16 protein-coding genes are annotated in these 15,308 nt (G+C 46.7%); 5 read left to right on the top strand and 11 right to left on the bottom strand.

Features of this window, described 5'->3' with window-relative positions:
- Positions 1-2 precede the first annotated feature (2 nt).
- Genes ABJO30_04320 through ABJO30_04310 form a run of 3 tightly spaced genes read right to left on the bottom strand, consistent with a single transcriptional unit; the run spans position 3 to position 2,399 of the window.
- Complete coding sequence (locus ABJO30_04320; GenBank protein MEP3232031.1) at positions 3-680, bottom strand: class I SAM-dependent methyltransferase; 678 nt, start codon at positions 678-680, stop codon at positions 3-5.
- A gap of 1 nt (position 681) precedes the next feature.
- The gene (locus ABJO30_04315; GenBank protein ID MEP3232030.1) at positions 682-1,602 is read right to left on the bottom strand and encodes a nicotianamine synthase family protein; all 921 of its coding nucleotides are present in this window, start codon (positions 1,600-1,602) and stop codon (positions 682-684) included.
- Positions 1,599-2,399, bottom strand: a complete 801-nt coding sequence (locus tag ABJO30_04310) for a nicotianamine synthase family protein (protein MEP3232029.1) — start codon at positions 2,397-2,399, stop codon at positions 1,599-1,601. The genes ABJO30_04315 and ABJO30_04310 overlap by 4 nt, the downstream gene beginning before the upstream one ends.
- A gap of 209 nt (positions 2,400-2,608) precedes the next feature.
- Here ABJO30_04310 and ABJO30_04305 point away from each other — a divergent pair, with 209 nt between their 5' ends.
- Complete coding sequence (locus ABJO30_04305) at positions 2,609-3,094, top strand: pilus assembly protein N-terminal domain-containing protein (GenBank protein MEP3232028.1); 486 nt, start codon at positions 2,609-2,611, stop codon at positions 3,092-3,094.
- A gap of 10 nt (positions 3,095-3,104) precedes the next feature.
- On the opposite strand, the gene nudC is transcribed toward ABJO30_04305, so the two are convergent.
- The 6 genes from nudC to ABJO30_04275 all read right to left on the bottom strand — a co-directional run bounded on the left by nudC (position 3,105) and on the right by ABJO30_04275 (position 8,007).
- Positions 3,105-4,043, bottom strand: coding sequence for an NAD(+) diphosphatase (nudC, locus tag ABJO30_04300; protein MEP3232027.1), 939 nt, complete (start codon positions 4,041-4,043; stop codon positions 3,105-3,107).
- Between the two features lie 25 nt (positions 4,044-4,068).
- Positions 4,069-4,338, bottom strand: coding sequence for an HPr family phosphocarrier protein (locus ABJO30_04295; protein ID MEP3232026.1), 270 nt, complete (start codon positions 4,336-4,338; stop codon positions 4,069-4,071).
- A gap of 10 nt (positions 4,339-4,348) precedes the next feature.
- Entirely contained in the window at positions 4,349-4,750 is a 402-nt protein-coding gene (locus ABJO30_04290; GenBank protein MEP3232025.1) for a PTS sugar transporter subunit IIA, read from the bottom strand.
- A gap of 119 nt (positions 4,751-4,869) precedes the next feature.
- Positions 4,870-5,340: an HPr kinase/phosphatase C-terminal domain-containing protein gene (locus tag ABJO30_04285; protein ID MEP3232024.1), complete on the bottom strand. Its 471-nt coding sequence runs from the start codon at positions 5,338-5,340 to the stop codon at positions 4,870-4,872.
- 17 nt (positions 5,341-5,357) lie between these two features.
- Positions 5,358-7,226, bottom strand: coding sequence for a sensor histidine kinase (locus ABJO30_04280; GenBank protein ID MEP3232023.1), 1,869 nt, complete (start codon positions 7,224-7,226; stop codon positions 5,358-5,360).
- A gap of 76 nt (positions 7,227-7,302) precedes the next feature.
- Positions 7,303-8,007 carry a response regulator transcription factor gene (locus ABJO30_04275; protein ID MEP3232022.1) on the bottom strand — a complete coding sequence of 235 codons (705 nt, stop codon included), beginning with the start codon at positions 8,005-8,007 and terminating at the stop codon, positions 7,303-7,305.
- A 735-nt stretch (positions 8,008-8,742) separates the two neighbouring features.
- Between ABJO30_04275 and ABJO30_04270 the strand changes: the two genes are divergently transcribed.
- Positions 8,743-10,365 (top strand): phosphoenolpyruvate carboxykinase, encoded by a 1,623-nt coding sequence (locus ABJO30_04270; GenBank protein MEP3232021.1) that lies wholly within the window; start codon positions 8,743-8,745, stop codon positions 10,363-10,365.
- Positions 10,366-10,429: 64 nt separating this feature from the next.
- Here the strand turns inward: ABJO30_04270 and ABJO30_04265 are convergent, their stop codons facing one another.
- On the bottom strand, positions 10,430-10,684 hold the full coding sequence (locus tag ABJO30_04265; GenBank protein MEP3232020.1) for a hypothetical protein: 255 nt from the start codon (positions 10,682-10,684) through the stop codon (positions 10,430-10,432).
- Between the two features lie 75 nt (positions 10,685-10,759).
- Between ABJO30_04265 and ABJO30_04260 the strand changes: the two genes are divergently transcribed.
- The 3 genes from ABJO30_04260 (at position 10,760) to ABJO30_04250 (ending at position 12,951) form a co-directional block, all read left to right on the top strand.
- On the top strand, positions 10,760-11,284 hold the full coding sequence (locus tag ABJO30_04260; GenBank protein ID MEP3232019.1) for a hypothetical protein: 525 nt from the start codon (positions 10,760-10,762) through the stop codon (positions 11,282-11,284).
- Positions 11,285-11,428: 144 nt separating this feature from the next.
- Complete coding sequence (argB, locus tag ABJO30_04255) at positions 11,429-12,259, top strand: acetylglutamate kinase (protein ID MEP3232018.1); 831 nt, start codon at positions 11,429-11,431, stop codon at positions 12,257-12,259.
- Complete coding sequence (locus tag ABJO30_04250) at positions 12,256-12,951, top strand: pyrimidine 5'-nucleotidase (GenBank protein ID MEP3232017.1); 696 nt, start codon at positions 12,256-12,258, stop codon at positions 12,949-12,951. The genes argB and ABJO30_04250 overlap by 4 nt, the downstream gene beginning before the upstream one ends.
- Here the strand turns inward: ABJO30_04250 and flhA are convergent.
- The gene (gene flhA / locus ABJO30_04245; GenBank protein ID MEP3232016.1) at positions 12,948-15,068 is read right to left on the bottom strand and encodes a flagellar biosynthesis protein FlhA; all 2,121 of its coding nucleotides are present in this window, start codon (positions 15,066-15,068) and stop codon (positions 12,948-12,950) included. The two genes, ABJO30_04250 and flhA, sit on opposite strands and share 4 nt — an antisense overlap.
- Between the last annotated feature and the right edge of the window lie 240 nt (positions 15,069-15,308).

The following is a 15,308-nucleotide window of genomic DNA, read 5'->3' as shown; positions in this document are numbered from 1 at the left end:
GCTTAGGCTTGCTTGTTGAATGTTGCGATTTGAATCTTATCCCATCCAACCGTGTTGGGTGGGCAATCAAGAATGTCATTTACAGCGACAGAAAAACCCTGCGCTTCGATCAATCGGACGAGCTCTTCAGCGGGCGGTTCAATCTCATTGTCATAGCGATATTTCAATTTGTCTTCCGTCTCACGCGCACTACGCTGTGCCCCGTGCCATGTCATTTTTAAAAGCTGACCATCTGGTTTTAGCATTTGATGGGTTGCAGCCACCAAATCATCAAACAGTTGACCCTCAAAGGTGCCAAAGAAACCGATACCCAAAACAGCATCAAATTGACCTTCAAGGTCTGCCATATGATCGAAAACATCACCGGCAATAAATTGTATATCAGGGCAGATGCTTTCCGCTTTGGCGCGCGCTTCGACTAAGGCTGGGTGGTCGCTCTTTTCCAAGAATTCAAAAGAAGCAGCATTAAGATCGAGGCCGACATAGGCTTCAGGGGCTTCGCCAAAACGAAGCATATTATCGTAAAGCATCGGACCGCAGCCAAGGTTTAATACCTTCTTGCCTGTGATATGGCGAAATCCAGAAAGCCAAAATTCTGCAACTTCAGGAAAAGCAGCATTTTTCTTTTGAACGCTATCATAATAGTTAGCGATATAGGTGAGAGGGGCTTGTGTCGCCATTTTAACTGGATGTCCGCAAAATGAGGAAAGAGGAACGATAGGGTTCGCCAATTACTGCTAGAGGATCAAACCGATTGACGTCGACATTTGAAAGTTGATCAGTTTGAGCGGCTGGATAAAATAAACTGCCTAAGCGAAACGGGTCACGCAAGATGACCGGCGCGTTGTTTGGTACAGCACTTAGAAAGGCATTCAGCGTTTCAGATTTTGGAATGTGAATTGGACTATCAAGATCCACGCCCAAAAGCACCGCTGAAATGACCGCATCAAACTTTTTGAAAACATCACCGCCTTTAGCCAATTGGTTCAAACACGCGATGTTTTGTTTTTGCGGACTATGGGCAATGATTTTGTTGCCGAGATCAAAGGCGTCCTTATCAAGCTCGAAACACGTAACAAAAGCGTCCGTTTGTTCCGCGACACCAAGCGCTGTCAGAGGAAGAGGACCAGAACCAATAACGGCAACATTCTTGGCACCCTTGAGTGCCTTCAAAACAGGCTCAGTCAAAATCCAGTAGGACTGATGATCCATGATCTCAGCTAAATGTTGGGCAGGGTCTTCTAAGCCTAAAATTGTTTTTGCCGCATCAATCTCTTTGTCAAATTCATAGGCCGCTCTAATTTGGTGAAGATGCTCAAGCGCGCCCTTAATGCGATCATCGGCCAAAATACGGGCTGTATCATCACTGTCTGCTTGCTGCATTAAACCTTCAAGCTCGGCATAAATTGGTTCGAGTATTTGATACCAAGGCGAAACAGTTTGATAAGCGGTTTCGGCACTGCCACTTGAAAGATAGCTGCGGCTTCGTGCTTCCGTTGTCACGTCTCGCCCCCGCATCAACGTGAGGCGTTTTGCGTAAAAGGCGATGACATTTGTGATTTCAATTATTTGCTCGTCAAGTGAAGCAATTTCATTGGTCATTGACCACGCTCCAAAATGACAAGTGTAAAGCTCTTATGGGGCGGACCTTCCAAAACTTTATAATTGAGACCCGCCAAATGGTCTAAATCTACACTTGGATAGATAATCTGACCAGAACCGTCCGCTGTGCGAAAACACAGTAGTGTTTCTTCAGGCACGTGATCAAGAAAGTGTTTGACGATTTTTGCTTTTTGCTCTTGGACAGCACCGACCACCAAGCCGACGATGACGCAATCATAGTCAGAAAAGTCGGTAACGTCCGTGCTCTCATTGTTGATAATGTTGAGCGCGTCCATGCCAAAAATATTGGCGACTTCTCGCGCCTTTTCACAAGCGGCTTCATAGCGCTCCATACAGGAAACTTTGGCGCTTGGATTATTGCGTAAAAAGGCCATTGGGGATGTTGGAAACGGACCTGAGCCAACGAACAAGATGTTTTGCAGCTTATAGGGCGCTAGGGCTGTTGTTTCAAAATCCAATGCCTTGTCATACCAATCATGGCTCCGAAATTTTGCGGCCACATCGGCATTATGTTCAGCGATGATTTCGTCAGCCAGAAGCTTCTCGCGATCATATTCATAATGCGCACGTTTGGTGTGAAGTTGATCTCGGTTTTCTTGAAATGTTGTATCGCTCAAAACCAAGTCAACAGTTTCTTGGTCTGCAACGTCCAAAATGGGATCAAGCTTGGAATAGAGTTCTTCCAAACGATCAAGGTCATTAATTGGTGTTTCAGCGATTTGCTCGCAGAGCGAAATAATCTCGTTGTTGGAGTTTTGAACGTCATATTTCGTCATTTAGAATTCCATAGTGACTTAACTAACAAATTAAACCCATAGGGTGTCGTAAGTGAAGATGGGTGTTTGTGCAATGCAAAACAAGTCACGTTATTAAACAACAAACTGAGTTAAATTGCGGATTTAGAGCAGTTGGGTCTTCGGCGTCAATCATTCATTTACCATAACGAGGTAGCTTAACCGCAACTCAAATGTCGAAAGCGTAAAAAATGCTGTCAATTTTATCTCGTAATACTCGTATTTCCCTGCTCTCACTTCTTGTTGGCGCAGGCGCGATGGTTTCAACAATGCTCGTCGTAGATACAGCGAGAGCAACAGATTCACTAGAGATAACGGTAGACCACGCAAAAGTTATGCGTACGTCTAAGCCTGCATCAACGATTATCATCGGCAATCCAGGCATTGCAGATGCAACAGTGCAAGATTCCAACACATTGATCATTACTGGTAAAAGCTACGGCGTGACCAACATGATCATTCTGGGTGAAGATGGTCAGCCTATCGCTGATACGCTTTTAACGGTTAGAGCGGAAGCGGTAAACGCTGTAACGGTCTATCGTCGTACAGAGCGTGAAACGTTCAGCTGCTCACCAAATTGCGAACGCTCGCTTGTTCTTGGTGATGGCGCAACTACATTTGGTGAAGTACAAAGCCAAGTTGAACAACGCAATACATTTGCTGGTGGTGGTAACTAAGAGAACTCTCTTACATACCTTCTACAAAACTACGCATAAGTTGATGGGCGATCGCTGTTTCAGGCGGCGCCCAAAAACCTTCTGGGTGGGTGTTTTCCAAAATTGCACGGGTTTCATCGCGTGTGAACCAACGGCAAAGGTCTAATTCATCATCAAGCTTGATGTCTGTTGACGTTGCTTCTGCAAAACACCCAATCATCAATGATGAGGGAAACGGCCACGGTTGGCTGGAATGATAGCGCACGCGCTCACATTTAATGCCTGCTTCTTCCAATATCTCGCGCCGCACGGCCTCCTCTACAGTTTCACCAACCTCGATAAAGCCAGCAAGCGCTGAAACCATATTCTCAGGAAAATGCGGGCTGCGACCGAGAAGGCAACGATCTCCATCAACGGCAATCATGATTGAGACAGGGTCTGTGCGTGGAAAATGGGTTATGCCACAGGGTTCGCATCGCCGTGCATAGCCTGCTTGTATAGTCGTGGTTTTGGTGCCGCACTTTGGGCAAAACTGGCTGTTGCGATGCCAAGCAACCAAGGAGCGCGCTTGAGCAAGTGCGCCAATCTCTTGACCCCTTAACACCCCACCTCTGGTCGCCGAACGCAAATCGATTGCTTCCATGCCTGAGGGGAATTCTTCACGCGGGGCAATACCAAGTGCAAATTCTGGATCACCATTCTCAGTCAGGCCAAGCAGATGGGCTTGGTGAATATCCTCGCCCAATTTTTGAATATCGTGGGCGGTGAATTTTGCAACAAATGGCTTGGTTGATTTTACCAACTGTCCATGGCCAACGACGATATAAAACACAGCGTTCTCGTTGCTTACCAAAGCATCAAAATCAAGCGTATCGCGCTGCTCTCCAAGCCGATCAAGCGTGTTACCAGTAAAGCCATTCTTGTCGCTCAAATCGCAGGCAGCATTGAAGAAATCTATTGTTTTGCTCACAGCGCGTCTTTCATAAAATTGAAGATTATTCGCCTTCACCAAATTTATCAGCCACCAAATCACTGAGTGCTTGCATCACACTCTCTGCGTCAGCACCCGTCGCGGTAACATCGATGGTGCAACCCGGTGCTGCTGCTAACATCATTAATCCCATGATGGATGTGCCGCCAACTGAGCTTCCATCGCGACTGACGGTGACATTTGCATCGTGATTTTCAACGCATTTCACAAACTTGGCAGACGCGCGGGCATGAAGGCCGCGAATATTACAAATTGTCAGTGTTTTTTCGATCATTAAAGAAGGATCATTCCGCTGCGAGGACGTGGCTTGCAACATGGATATATTTGCGGCCCGAATCTTGAGCCTCAATCAACACATCAGCCATTGGTTGTTCAACGCGAACGCTGGCAAGTTTTACCAACATAGGTAGGTTGATACCTGCGATGACTTCAATACGTCCTGGTTCCATCGCCGAAATGGCAAGATTGGAGGGTGTTCCGCCAAACATGTCTGTTAGGAGAATGGCGCCGCGCCCGTTATCAACTTTTTTGATCGCTGCTAAGATGTCATCATGCCGTTTTTCGACATTATCATCGGCCTCAATACAAACTGTTTCACAGTGTTCTTGCGGTCCAACGACATGTTCCAGCGCAGAGCGAAACTCTTCCGCTAATTTCCCATGTGTTACGAGAACCAATCCGATCATTATGCGCTCCGACGCGATGTATCGCTATTCATCATTGGCAGCCGCCTTTTGAATTTGCAGGTCTGTTAAAATGGATCAAAGTTTGAAATTAGCAAGCTAAAAATGCAAAAATCTCGCTTTTAAGCGAAATCAAGTGGGCTTTTGTTGGCTTGGGGGAAAGCTTTTAAGAGTGTTCGGATAATTGCCGATGCATCTGGATTACGTTCAGCAATATATATCCTGCGAATATCGACGCCAGCAATGGTAACATAATCCAGCTTTTCATCCGGCATACGTTCAAGCGATTGGAGCGGTACAAGGTCAACCACCAAATCAACCCTGCATTCGCGACGGGCCTCAACATTGATGATGCCAACGCCACGCATTTCGATTTTACCGAACAGATTATCGGGTGCTTTGCCAAACAAGCCGTCAGCATTTGATGCAAGGATAACTTGGTCATCAGCAATAAGGTGACATTGCGCGCGTGATTGTTCTGCTTCATCGAGTATTCTCAGAGCGATGGATGATTTGCCACTGTTTGAAGGGCCGCGCAGCAGGACGCCAAAACTTGATAATTGAACAAGGGTCGCGTGAATTGTATCTGGCATTGTGGTGAGACTCTAACCTAGCTTGCAGGTAAGCGTACAACGAAACGAGCACCGGCGCGAACATCAATCCCATTAATGTCTTTTGCCATGATGTTTTCAGCATAGATGGTGCCATTGTGTGCCTCAACAATTTGTTGAGTGATGGATAGCCCAAGCCCTGAATTGTCGCCGAAGGATTCATGTTCGGGGCGGTCTGTATAAAACCGCCGAAAAATACGTTCAATGGCTGCCGGATCAATGCCAGGTCCATTATCTTCGACCTTGATCACGATATCTCGGTCTTCTTTGACTCCAGAAACGACAATTTTGCCATCTTCTTTTGGAACGAATGAGCGAGCGTTATCAATCAAATTGTTGATCACCTGCCCAATGCGCCCGTCATGACCTTCAATTTGCAAAGAGCCGGCCTTTTGCGGCGGTAAAACCAGCTCCACCATCACTTGCTCGCCATGTACTTCATTGGTGAATGAGATGAGAGAGGTGAGAAGTTTTCTAATAGAAACAGGGTCGGCCTGTTCACGCGCCAGCTCAGCATCCAATCTGGAAGCATCTGAGATGTCTGTAATCAGTCGATCCAACCGCAGCACGTCGTGATGGATAATTTTGAGCAATTTCTCGCGGTTCTCCTCAGACTTTGCAAGCGGCATTGTTTCAACGGCGCTACGAAGCGAGGTGAGAGGGTTTTTGAGTTCGTGAGAAACGTCAGCTGCAAAATTGCCAATCGCATCTATTCGTCCATAAAGTGCATCGGTCATATCACGAATGGACTTCGACAATTCGCCAATTTCATCTGAGCGGGCACCAAAATGAGGGATTTTTGTCCGTCGTGCTTTGGAGCCCGTTGTGCGCACTGTATCAGCGGCATTGGCAAGACGTCTGAGAGGGCTTGCAATCATTGCCCAAAGCACAATCGACAAAATAATTGTAACTGCCGCTGCAACAAGGAACACGCGGAAAATTGCCATGCTTTCAGAACGAACCGTATCGTCGATGTCATCCCCTTCAGTTGAAAGCAAAAGTGAACCTAACACGGCCCGATACCGTTGGACGGGAACGGCGACGGAAACAATGAGTTCACCCTCTTCGCGCACACGAACGACGCTTGAATCACTGCCTTTCAGAGCAAGTTCTACTTCAGGGTAATTGCGCCCGTTCTTACCGCCATGATCTTGATAGGTGGGAAAGCTGGTGCGTTGAAGGCTGTTGTGAACAAAGCTCCCGATACGGTCCCAAAAGGGCTCTGGCTCTGGGTTTATACTTGGTAGGTCAAACCGCAGAATATCGCCACCGCGATAGAGGAATTTTGAATCAACGATTAACTCCCCACTACGATCATAAATACGCGCCCGCAGTTTTGTCGGTTCGATGAGTTGGCGCAAAACAGGGACGACCTTTTGCGGATCAATTGGAAAGTCTAGGCTTTCAATTTCAGGCAATATAGTGCCGTCTGGTCCGCCAACCTTAAGGGCCAGCAGTTTTTCTGGGTCAATGGTAATGGCATCGCGCTCAACATTTGCCGAAGCAGATAGCGCGCCTGCGATAATTCTACCTTGAGTAAGCAAGCTTTCCACCCTTGCCTCAATCAAGCCTTTGCGGAATTTATTGGAAAGCTGAATGCCCGACACGAGAACAATAAGGGCAACAAGGTTTAAAACAATGATTTGCCGCAATAAGCTGGAAAAGGCGGTGGCAGTGATCCATTGAATAATGGAACCCACGATCCCTTTGCGTTTCTTTTTTGAGATCGCTTTAGGCTCTACTTGTGGGGAATCTTCGGTGACAATATCCGCTGGTTGTGACGCGGTTAAGAAACGAGATAAGCCCGAAAAGCGGGTGGGCTTTCCGGACTTAGCGTCCACATCTGTTTGATCCAGCTCGGCGACCATAAACGGTCCATCGTCCTTATAGGTGGTGTTTCAATAGTGCTGTTGAAAACAAGATACACTGAATAGCGCCGCGATTCTATCCTTCCTTGAAACGATAGCCGACACCGTAGAGTGTTTCTATCATCTCAAAGTCATCGTCTGTTACTTTGAATTTCTTTCTCAGGCGCTTGATATGGCTGTCAATTGTACGGTCATCAACATAAACTTGGTCATCATAAGCTGCGTCCATCAAGGCATTTCGGCTTTTCACGACGCCTGGTCTTTGTGCTAGCGCGTGCAGAATTAAAAATTCGGTCACAGTCAAAACGATGTTTTGCCCATTCCACGAACAAGTATGGCGTTCTGTATCCATGACCAAACCGTCGCGATCCAACACGGTGTCGGCTTCTTCTGCTTTTTGAGGCGCTGAGGGGTCTCTTGGTTGGGAGCGACGCAAAATAGTTTTTACCCGTTCCACAAGTAGGCGTTGGGAGAATGGCTTGGTGATGAAATCATCAGCACCCATTTTCAAACCGAATAGTTCGTCGATCTCATCATCTTTGGATGTGAGGAAGATGACAGGCATTTCGCTGTGTTGGCGAACGCGGCGCAACAATTCCATGCCGTCCATGCGGGGCATTTTTATATCAAAGACAGCGAGATCAGGTGATGCTTGCTCGAACCCAGAAAGCGCTGCATTGCCGTCTGTATATGTTTGAACAGTATATCCTTCAGCTTCTAGCGCCATGGAAACGGAAGTTAATATGTTCCGATCATCGTCAACTAAGGCAATCGTGGGCATAGATAGTTCCCTGTATTTATGAGAGCGAATTCAAAATGTTTAATCCGCTTTTGGCCGAGGTTAGCAAAACCTAGAATGCAAGTTCTACTTCTATATAGGGTATGTCAGTCGAATTATGGGAAAAGTATGGCAGATCATTTTATGGGCGGCTGGAAACTGGATATTAGTGGTGTCAAAAATTATGTTTCTATTGGAGCTAAGTGATTGAAAGTAAATTAAGTTTGGCAAAAAATAGACCGCCAATTAAATAGAGCGTTGCTATTTTAATTTCAAATTCAGCCACCATCGGGTGGCTTTGAAGACACTTTGAGCAAAGTTCTTGCTTGTGCTGGTTTGACCTTCAATTTCTAAGGCCTGAAGCTCTTCGTGCAAGAATATGATTTGAATGTCCTGTGAGAAATTTCTGGGCGCTTTTCTTGTCTAAGTTCTTCATACAACTAGCCATAATCCATTATGAGCATTCACTTTTGCCATTATAAATCAGGTTTATTTTATCGAAAGCCAAATTAAGTATTGGGTTGGTTTAATGATATTATTTTTAGTCAAAAATTATATTCAGCCGTATTATTTCACCCTCAAATTTTGAATTTATTAATCTTAACAGTGGGCTTTATTGGCTGATACGGCAATTGGCCTGCTTGCTTAAAGCTGCATCAAACATTCTAACCTTCATTAAAGCGAGGCGTCGGACGCTTAGCAACGATGCGCAATTAGATTAGATCATGGAGCAGAAACATGAATATTGGTGTTCAGCACGGCATTTGGAACAAAGATTTTGCAGCGGATAAATTTGGGTTGGAGTGTGTCGGCACAATTCATTGGAATTATGCGACAGCTGAACTTTATGAGCAGTCGCTTAGAAAGCGTGAAGGCGAATTGGCCGCTGGCGGTGCGCTGGCTGTTGATACTGGCCAACATACAGGCCGCTCGGCACAAGATAAATTCATTGTTCGTGATGCAAACACCGAAGGCCAAGTTTGGTGGGATAATAATAAAGCGATGGAACCGAGCAAGTTCTCTGTTTTGTGGCAAGATATGCTCGCCTACGCCAAAGGCATGGAGCTTTACGCACAAGATTTGAACGGCGGGAACGACCCAGAAAACCGTTTGTCTGTTCGCGTTTTCACAGAATTTGCATGGCACTCACTCTTCATTCGTAACATGTTGGTACGTCCAGAGCGTTCTGAGCTTGAAGATTTCGTGCCAGAAATGACAATCATCGACCTTCCAAGTTTTACCGCTGACCCTGAGCGTCATGGTTGCGAAAGTGAAACAGTGATTGCTGTCGATTTGACACGCAAAGTTGTTTTGATTGCTGGCACGTCTTACGGCGGCGAAATGAAGAAATCTGTATTTGGTGCGCTGAACTATCTCTTGCCAAAAAAAGGCATCATGCCGATGCACTGTTCAGCAAATACAAACGACGATGGCGAAACAGCCGTGTTCTTTGGCCTATCTGGTACAGGCAAAACCACTCTATCGGCTGATCCAAACCGCACCCTTATCGGTGATGATGAGCATGGTTGGAGTGACGAGGGTATTTTCAACTTTGAAGGTGGCTGCTACGCAAAAACCATCAATTTGACCCGCGAAGCTGAACCTGAAATCTTCGACACAACAAGCCGCTTTGGCACAGTGCTTGAAAATGTGATGATTGATGCGGATACACGCAAGCCTGATTTCTTCGATAGTTCGAAAACAGAAAATGGTCGTTGCTGTTACCCAATTGATTTCATTTCGAATGCAAGTGAAACGGGTCGTGCACCGCATCCAAAAAATATCGTGATGCTAACAGCCGACGCCTTTGGTGTTATGCCTCCAATCGCGCGTTTGACACCGGCGCAAGCCATGTATCACTTCCTTTCTGGCTACACAGCGAAAGTTGCGGGCACAGAAAAAGGCCTTACAGAACCAACAGCGACATTCTCAACATGCTTCGGCGCACCTTTCATGCCGCTTCACCCGTCTGTTTACGGTGAGCTTTTGAAAGATTTGATTGCAAAGCATGACGTGACTTGCTGGCTTGTGAACACGGGTTGGACCGGTGGTGCTTACGGTGAAGGATCACGTATGCCAATCAAAGCAACGCGTTCATTGTTGACGGCGGCTCTTGATGGTTCTTTGAACAATGCAGACTTCCGCACAGATGCAAACTTTGGTTTTGATGTTCCTGTTGAAGTAAGTGGTGTGGATACATCAATTTTAACACCGCGCAGCACATGGTCTGACGCTTCAGCTTATGACGTTCAAGCTGAGAAGTTGGTTACAATGTTCATTGAGAACTTTGGCAAATTTGAAGAGCACGTAAACGCTGATGTTCGCGCTGCTGCCCCTCATTCTGCTATTGCCGCTGAATAATCAGTCTAAAATACAAAATAAAAGGGCCGCAAATTTGCGGCCCTTTTTATTGTCTTCAATCAGTCTATTTAGAGTTGAAAGCTGGCTGTAGTGTGCTTGGCAGTGAGCTTCTTGGATTGAAACGGCCAAAACTAGAGGCTGCTTGCTCCGTTGTAAAAAGGGTCACGTTACGGCCACCATTTTTTTCTTGCGCTAGTTCTGCAATGTTTTTGTATACGTGGATATCGGCGTTAAGGCCAATATTTTCAGCTGCGGCTGGTGCAGCAAGAATGCCAAGTGACAAGCCAAGTGATCCGATTGTAAGAGCTAATTTTTTCATTTTTCATTTCCCAATCTCGTTAGGTGTTCTGGGTGCACTTTTTGGGTGCTTTCCCTGTTGTATTAGAATTGGGTGGTGATCTGGCCTTTATCAAATCACCCTTGCATCACAAAAATCGGCGTGCTGTGTGATTTAACCGCGCAGCTTAAGTTTTATTTAAGCCCGGTGGCGCAGATTGCGGTCATGAAACAAATGCTAGCAATCACTCTTCAGCCCTTTTCATCCACTAGACAAGACGTTGTGTTTTTCACCCCGTCTATGGTCGGCTTGACGCTTGTTTTGTTGGTTGGGTTCACGCTCGGGTTTTTAATACCCCACGGGGCAGTAGATCCTTATGACAAGCTAGTCCATGGCACGTTTTTCTTGGCTTTCTTGTTTTTTTCAGGAACGGCAATCAGAGACATCGCATTATTTCCGGTGCTTGGCGTTATTGTTTTGGCGGTAGGCAGTGAGATTATCCAAGGCATGGTGCCCGGGCGCGTCGTTTCTATTGCGGATATTTATGCAAATGGTGGCGGGTGCCTGCTTGGGCTAATGATTTTGCGCTATAAGGCAGCTTATATCGCTTTGATCGATAACCTGCCGTTCCTCCGCTCGTAAATATGACAATAAGCCCTGTTAGTTGTCTTCATTTGTGAAGACTGTTAAACCGCTTCATCCAATTTATATCGTGAGTGACTTATTGTGAGTGACGAGACTGAATTTTTAGAACAAGCAAAGATTATCTCCAAGGCCCTGCCTTATATGCAGCGTTATGAAGGCGCGCGTATTGTGGTGAAGTTTGGCGGCAATGCGATGGGCGATGATGCGCTGCATAAGGCATTTGCGCAGGACATGACATTGCTTCGCCAAGCAGGTGCTGATGCTGTAGTCGTGCACGGCGGTGGCCCGCAAATTGGCGCCATGTTGGATCAACTTGGCATTAAGAGCGAATTTAAAAACGGTCTACGAGTGACAACAAAAGAAACTGTTCAAGTGGTTGAAATGGTTCTTGCAGGCTCAATCAATAAAGACATTGTTCAGTCGATCTGTACTGAAGGCGGTTATGCGGTCGGTCTATGTGGCAAAGACAGTAACATGATGAAAGCGCGCAAAATGGTGCGCACGGAAGTTGACCCAGAAAGCAACATTGAAAAAGTCGTTGATCTGGGTTTTGTCGGCGAGCCAATTGGTTTTGAGGCAACGGTATTCCAGCTTTTGTTTAATACGGGCATTATTCCGGTGATTGCGCCTGTCGCATCTGATGAAGATGGCAACACCTATAACATCAACGCTGATACTTTCGCAGGTGCGGTTGCTGGCGGCTTGCAGGCAGAGCGCCTCTTGTTTTTAACGGATGTTGCCGGTGTGCTTGATAAAACGGGCGAGTTGATAAGAGAGCTAAGCGTTGATCAGGCGCAAGACTTGATCAAGGACGGCACGATATCTGGCGGCATGATCCCGAAAGTTGAAACCTGCATCGCAGCGATTGAGCAAGGGGTGAATGGTGTGGTGATTGTGGACGGTAGAAAGCCACACGCCGTTCTTCTCGAGATATTTACTGAACATGGCGCTGGGACATTGATCACTCCATGACGAACCTGACACGCTTTAAAGATGTCGATGCTTGGATTTTCGACCTCGACAACACGCTTTATCCTCGCTCATGCGATCTTTTCGCGCAGATGGATGTGCGGATGACGGCCTTCATTGAGAATCTGCTGAACTTGCCGTTTGATGAAGCGCGTAAAATTCAAAAAGATTATTACCGCGATTATGGCACCACGCTGCGCGGGTTGATGATTGAGAAGAAAATCAATCCGAAGGACTATCTCGATTTTGTCCATGACATCGACTATGCGCCGGTTAAAGATGCGCCAGATCTGCGAGCCGTATTGGAAAAGCTTCCAGGCCGCCGTGTGATCTTCACCAATGGCGATGTTCCTCATGCCAAACGAACAACGGACCGCTTGGGCATTACGGATCTTTTTGATCATGTTTTCGATATTGTCGCATCTGATCTTATGCCAAAACCACACCGTGCGCCCTATGAGCAGTTTTTAGATGTGACAGGCATTGATCCAACGCGTGCTGCATTCTTTGAAGATTTACCGCGTAATCTGGCCGTGCCTCATGAGATGGGTATGCGTACAGTGCTGATAACTGATCCACCGACAGGCTCGGTGCCGCGTATGGAATGGGAAACAACCATTTCCAACGAAGACCATGTTCATCATACGACAGATGATCTGGCCGCATTCTTGAAGCAGGTTTTGGAAGCCCTTTAAATCGTCCCAATTGTTTTAAGTTTGGCGCGTGGGTGCACTTCTGCTTGCGACAGGATTGCTGTTTGAGGCCGGAACCGATCCACGATGGAACGCACATGGCTGCGTATGCCAGGGCTTGCCAGAAGAACAGGGATTTCACCCGTTCTTGCCGCCTCTTCAAAGCCATCACGGACTGCCACCACAAATTCCTGTATTTTCGACGGCGCGATCGCCAATTGCTTATCTTCACCATCACCAACGAGTGCTTCTGCGAAAGCCGTTTCCCATTCAGGGGAGAGCGTAATCATTGGTAAATAACCAGCAGGCGAGGTGTTTTGTGCGGTGATTTGGCGCGCCAAGCGAGAGCGTACATGTTCGACCAAACCAGCCGTTGTGTTGATGGCTCCTGCTGCTTCTGCAATGGCTTCCAAAATGCTTGGTAGATCGCGAATAGAGACCCGTTCTGACAACAAACCTTGAAGAATGCGCTGGATGCCACTCACGGTGATTTGGCTCGGCACCATGTCATCAACCAACTTGGTTTGTTGTTCGGTCAAATCTGTCAAAAGGTCTTGCACGAGTGAGTAAGATAAAAGTTCAGAGACGTTGGCTTTCATCACCTCTGATAGATGGGTCGACACCACTGTTGCAGGATCAACCACTGTATAGCCGCGCGCGTCAGCATCTGGGCGCTGTTCTTTACCGATCCATGTTGCAGGCAACCCAAAGGTTGGTTCGATTGTTGTGTGGCCCTGCAATGTAACTTTATTGCCTGTTGGGTCCATCACCATCAATTTATCAGGATAAACTTCGCCACTACCGGCGGAAACTTCCTTGACCTTGATCTCATAATTATTTGGTTGTTGCTGCAAATTATCGAGTAGGCGCACAGATGGCATAACGAAACCGAGGTCATTGGCGAGCTGACGGCGCAGCGCTTTAATCTGTTCGGTCAATCGATCTGAGCCTTCGCTGTCATTGATCAAAGTCAACAGCCCATAACCCACCTCAATACGTAGATCATCCATCTTTAAGCTATCGCGAATATTTGGCTCTTTTTGCGCTTTAACTTCTTCTTGTTCAGCCATGACCTCTTCCATGGCCTTTTCATTGGAAGCTGATTGCTTCCTTTTATATCCAGCATAGGCCAGATATCCCGCACCGCCTGACAAGGTGAGGAAAATGAGTGTTGGCATGCCTGGCAAGAAGGCCATAAAGGTCATCACGAAAGACGACATACCGAAGGCTTTTGGATAATGGGTAAGTTGTTTAACAAGCGCCTTATCAGCTGCACCACGAACGCCTGCTTTAGAAACCAGAATACCGGCAGCAGTTGAAACGATGAGGGCTGGAATTTGGCTGACTAGACCATCACCAATGGTAAGCAAGGTGTAGGTGCGACCAGCGTCTGCAAAAGACATATCCTGCTGCATCATACCAATGACGATACCGCCAACCACGTTGATGAACGTAATCATCAAGCCCGCAATAGCGTCACCACGGACGAATTTTGATGCACCATCCATAGCACCGAAGAATGAGCTTTCATCTTCTAGGTCTTTACGACGTTGGCGGGCATCGTCTTCTGAAATAATGCCCGCTGATAAATCCGCATCAATCGCCATTTGTTTGCCGGGCATGGCATCCAAGGTAAAGCGGGCTGCAACTTCTGCGATCCGGCCAGAACCTTTGGTAATCACGATGAAGTTCACAATGACGAGGATTGCAAACACAATCAGACCGATAATGAAATTACCGCGCGAGACGAATTCGCCGAAGGATTCAATCACATTACCTGCCGCACCCGTGCCCGTATGACCATTAGCAAGAATAAGACGTGTTGAGGCGAGGTTGAGCGCGAGGCGCAACATGGTCGCAATCAATAGAACGGTTGGAAAGCTGGAAAACTCGAGCGGTGCTTGAATGAACAGCGCAGTCATCAAAACAAGCACAGAAAAGGTGATTGAGATTGCCAAAAAGAAATCCAGCATAAAGGCTGGCATCGGCATGATCAGCATCACGATGATGATAATCACGCAAAGCGCGAGGCCAATATCAACTTGGCGCAGGACGTCAGCGAACTTGGCAAGTGAGCCGCCGCCAGTCGAATTGCTATCGCCTACACTTGTGTTTGCCATTATTTACCCAGTCAGTACCACCACACATTCAACAGGACACACTTCGCCCGTTAAACCACTAGGCAATTTTTGCCGCCTCCATGGTTAATAGGCAGTTAATTTTTGGTATTTCACTCGCAAAAAAGTCATCAAATGATGATCTTCTTGAATTTGCGCTGGATACGGAACTGGCTTATGTAATTCTAAGTTCAAAAAAGAAGAGTGATCGAATGTCTATCAGACTTGTTCAATATGCTTTGT

The sequence above is a fragment of the Hyphomicrobiales bacterium genome (genome assembly GCA_039973685.1).
Classification (GTDB): Bacteria; Pseudomonadota; Alphaproteobacteria; order Rhizobiales; family JACESI01; genus JACESI01.
This window is presented reverse-complemented; position numbering and strand designations above follow the sequence as displayed.

Excerpts from the sequence above, each read along its gene's own strand:
- ABJO30_04320 (MEP3232031.1), bottom strand. The coding sequence starts at position 680 with ATGGCGACACAAGCCCCTCTCACCTATATCGCTAACTATTATGATAGC.
- ABJO30_04315 (MEP3232030.1), bottom strand. The coding sequence starts at position 1,602 with ATGACCAATGAAATTGCTTCACTTGACGAGCAAATAATTGAAATCACA.
- ABJO30_04310 (MEP3232029.1), bottom strand. The coding sequence starts at position 2,399 with ATGACGAAATATGACGTTCAAAACTCCAACAACGAGATTATTTCGCTC.
- ABJO30_04305 (MEP3232028.1), top strand. The coding sequence starts at position 2,609 with ATGCTGTCAATTTTATCTCGTAATACTCGTATTTCCCTGCTCTCACTT.
- ABJO30_04295 (MEP3232026.1), bottom strand. The coding sequence starts at position 4,338 with ATGATCGAAAAAACACTGACAATTTGTAATATTCGCGGCCTTCATGCC.
- ABJO30_04290 (MEP3232025.1), bottom strand. The coding sequence starts at position 4,750 with ATGATCGGATTGGTTCTCGTAACACATGGGAAATTAGCGGAAGAGTTT.
- ABJO30_04285 (MEP3232024.1), bottom strand. The coding sequence starts at position 5,340 with ATGCCAGATACAATTCACGCGACCCTTGTTCAATTATCAAGTTTTGGC.
- ABJO30_04280 (MEP3232023.1), bottom strand. The coding sequence starts at position 7,226 with ATGGTCGCCGAGCTGGATCAAACAGATGTGGACGCTAAGTCCGGAAAG.
- ABJO30_04275 (MEP3232022.1), bottom strand. The coding sequence starts at position 8,007 with ATGCCCACGATTGCCTTAGTTGACGATGATCGGAACATATTAACTTCC.
- ABJO30_04270 (MEP3232021.1), top strand. The coding sequence starts at position 8,743 with ATGAATATTGGTGTTCAGCACGGCATTTGGAACAAAGATTTTGCAGCG.
- ABJO30_04265 (MEP3232020.1), bottom strand. The coding sequence starts at position 10,684 with ATGAAAAAATTAGCTCTTACAATCGGATCACTTGGCTTGTCACTTGGC.
- argB (MEP3232018.1), top strand. The coding sequence starts at position 11,429 with ATGCAGCGTTATGAAGGCGCGCGTATTGTGGTGAAGTTTGGCGGCAAT.
- ABJO30_04250 (MEP3232017.1), top strand. The coding sequence starts at position 12,256 with ATGACGAACCTGACACGCTTTAAAGATGTCGATGCTTGGATTTTCGAC.
- flhA (MEP3232016.1), bottom strand. The coding sequence starts at position 15,068 with ATGGCAAACACAAGTGTAGGCGATAGCAATTCGACTGGCGGCGGCTCA.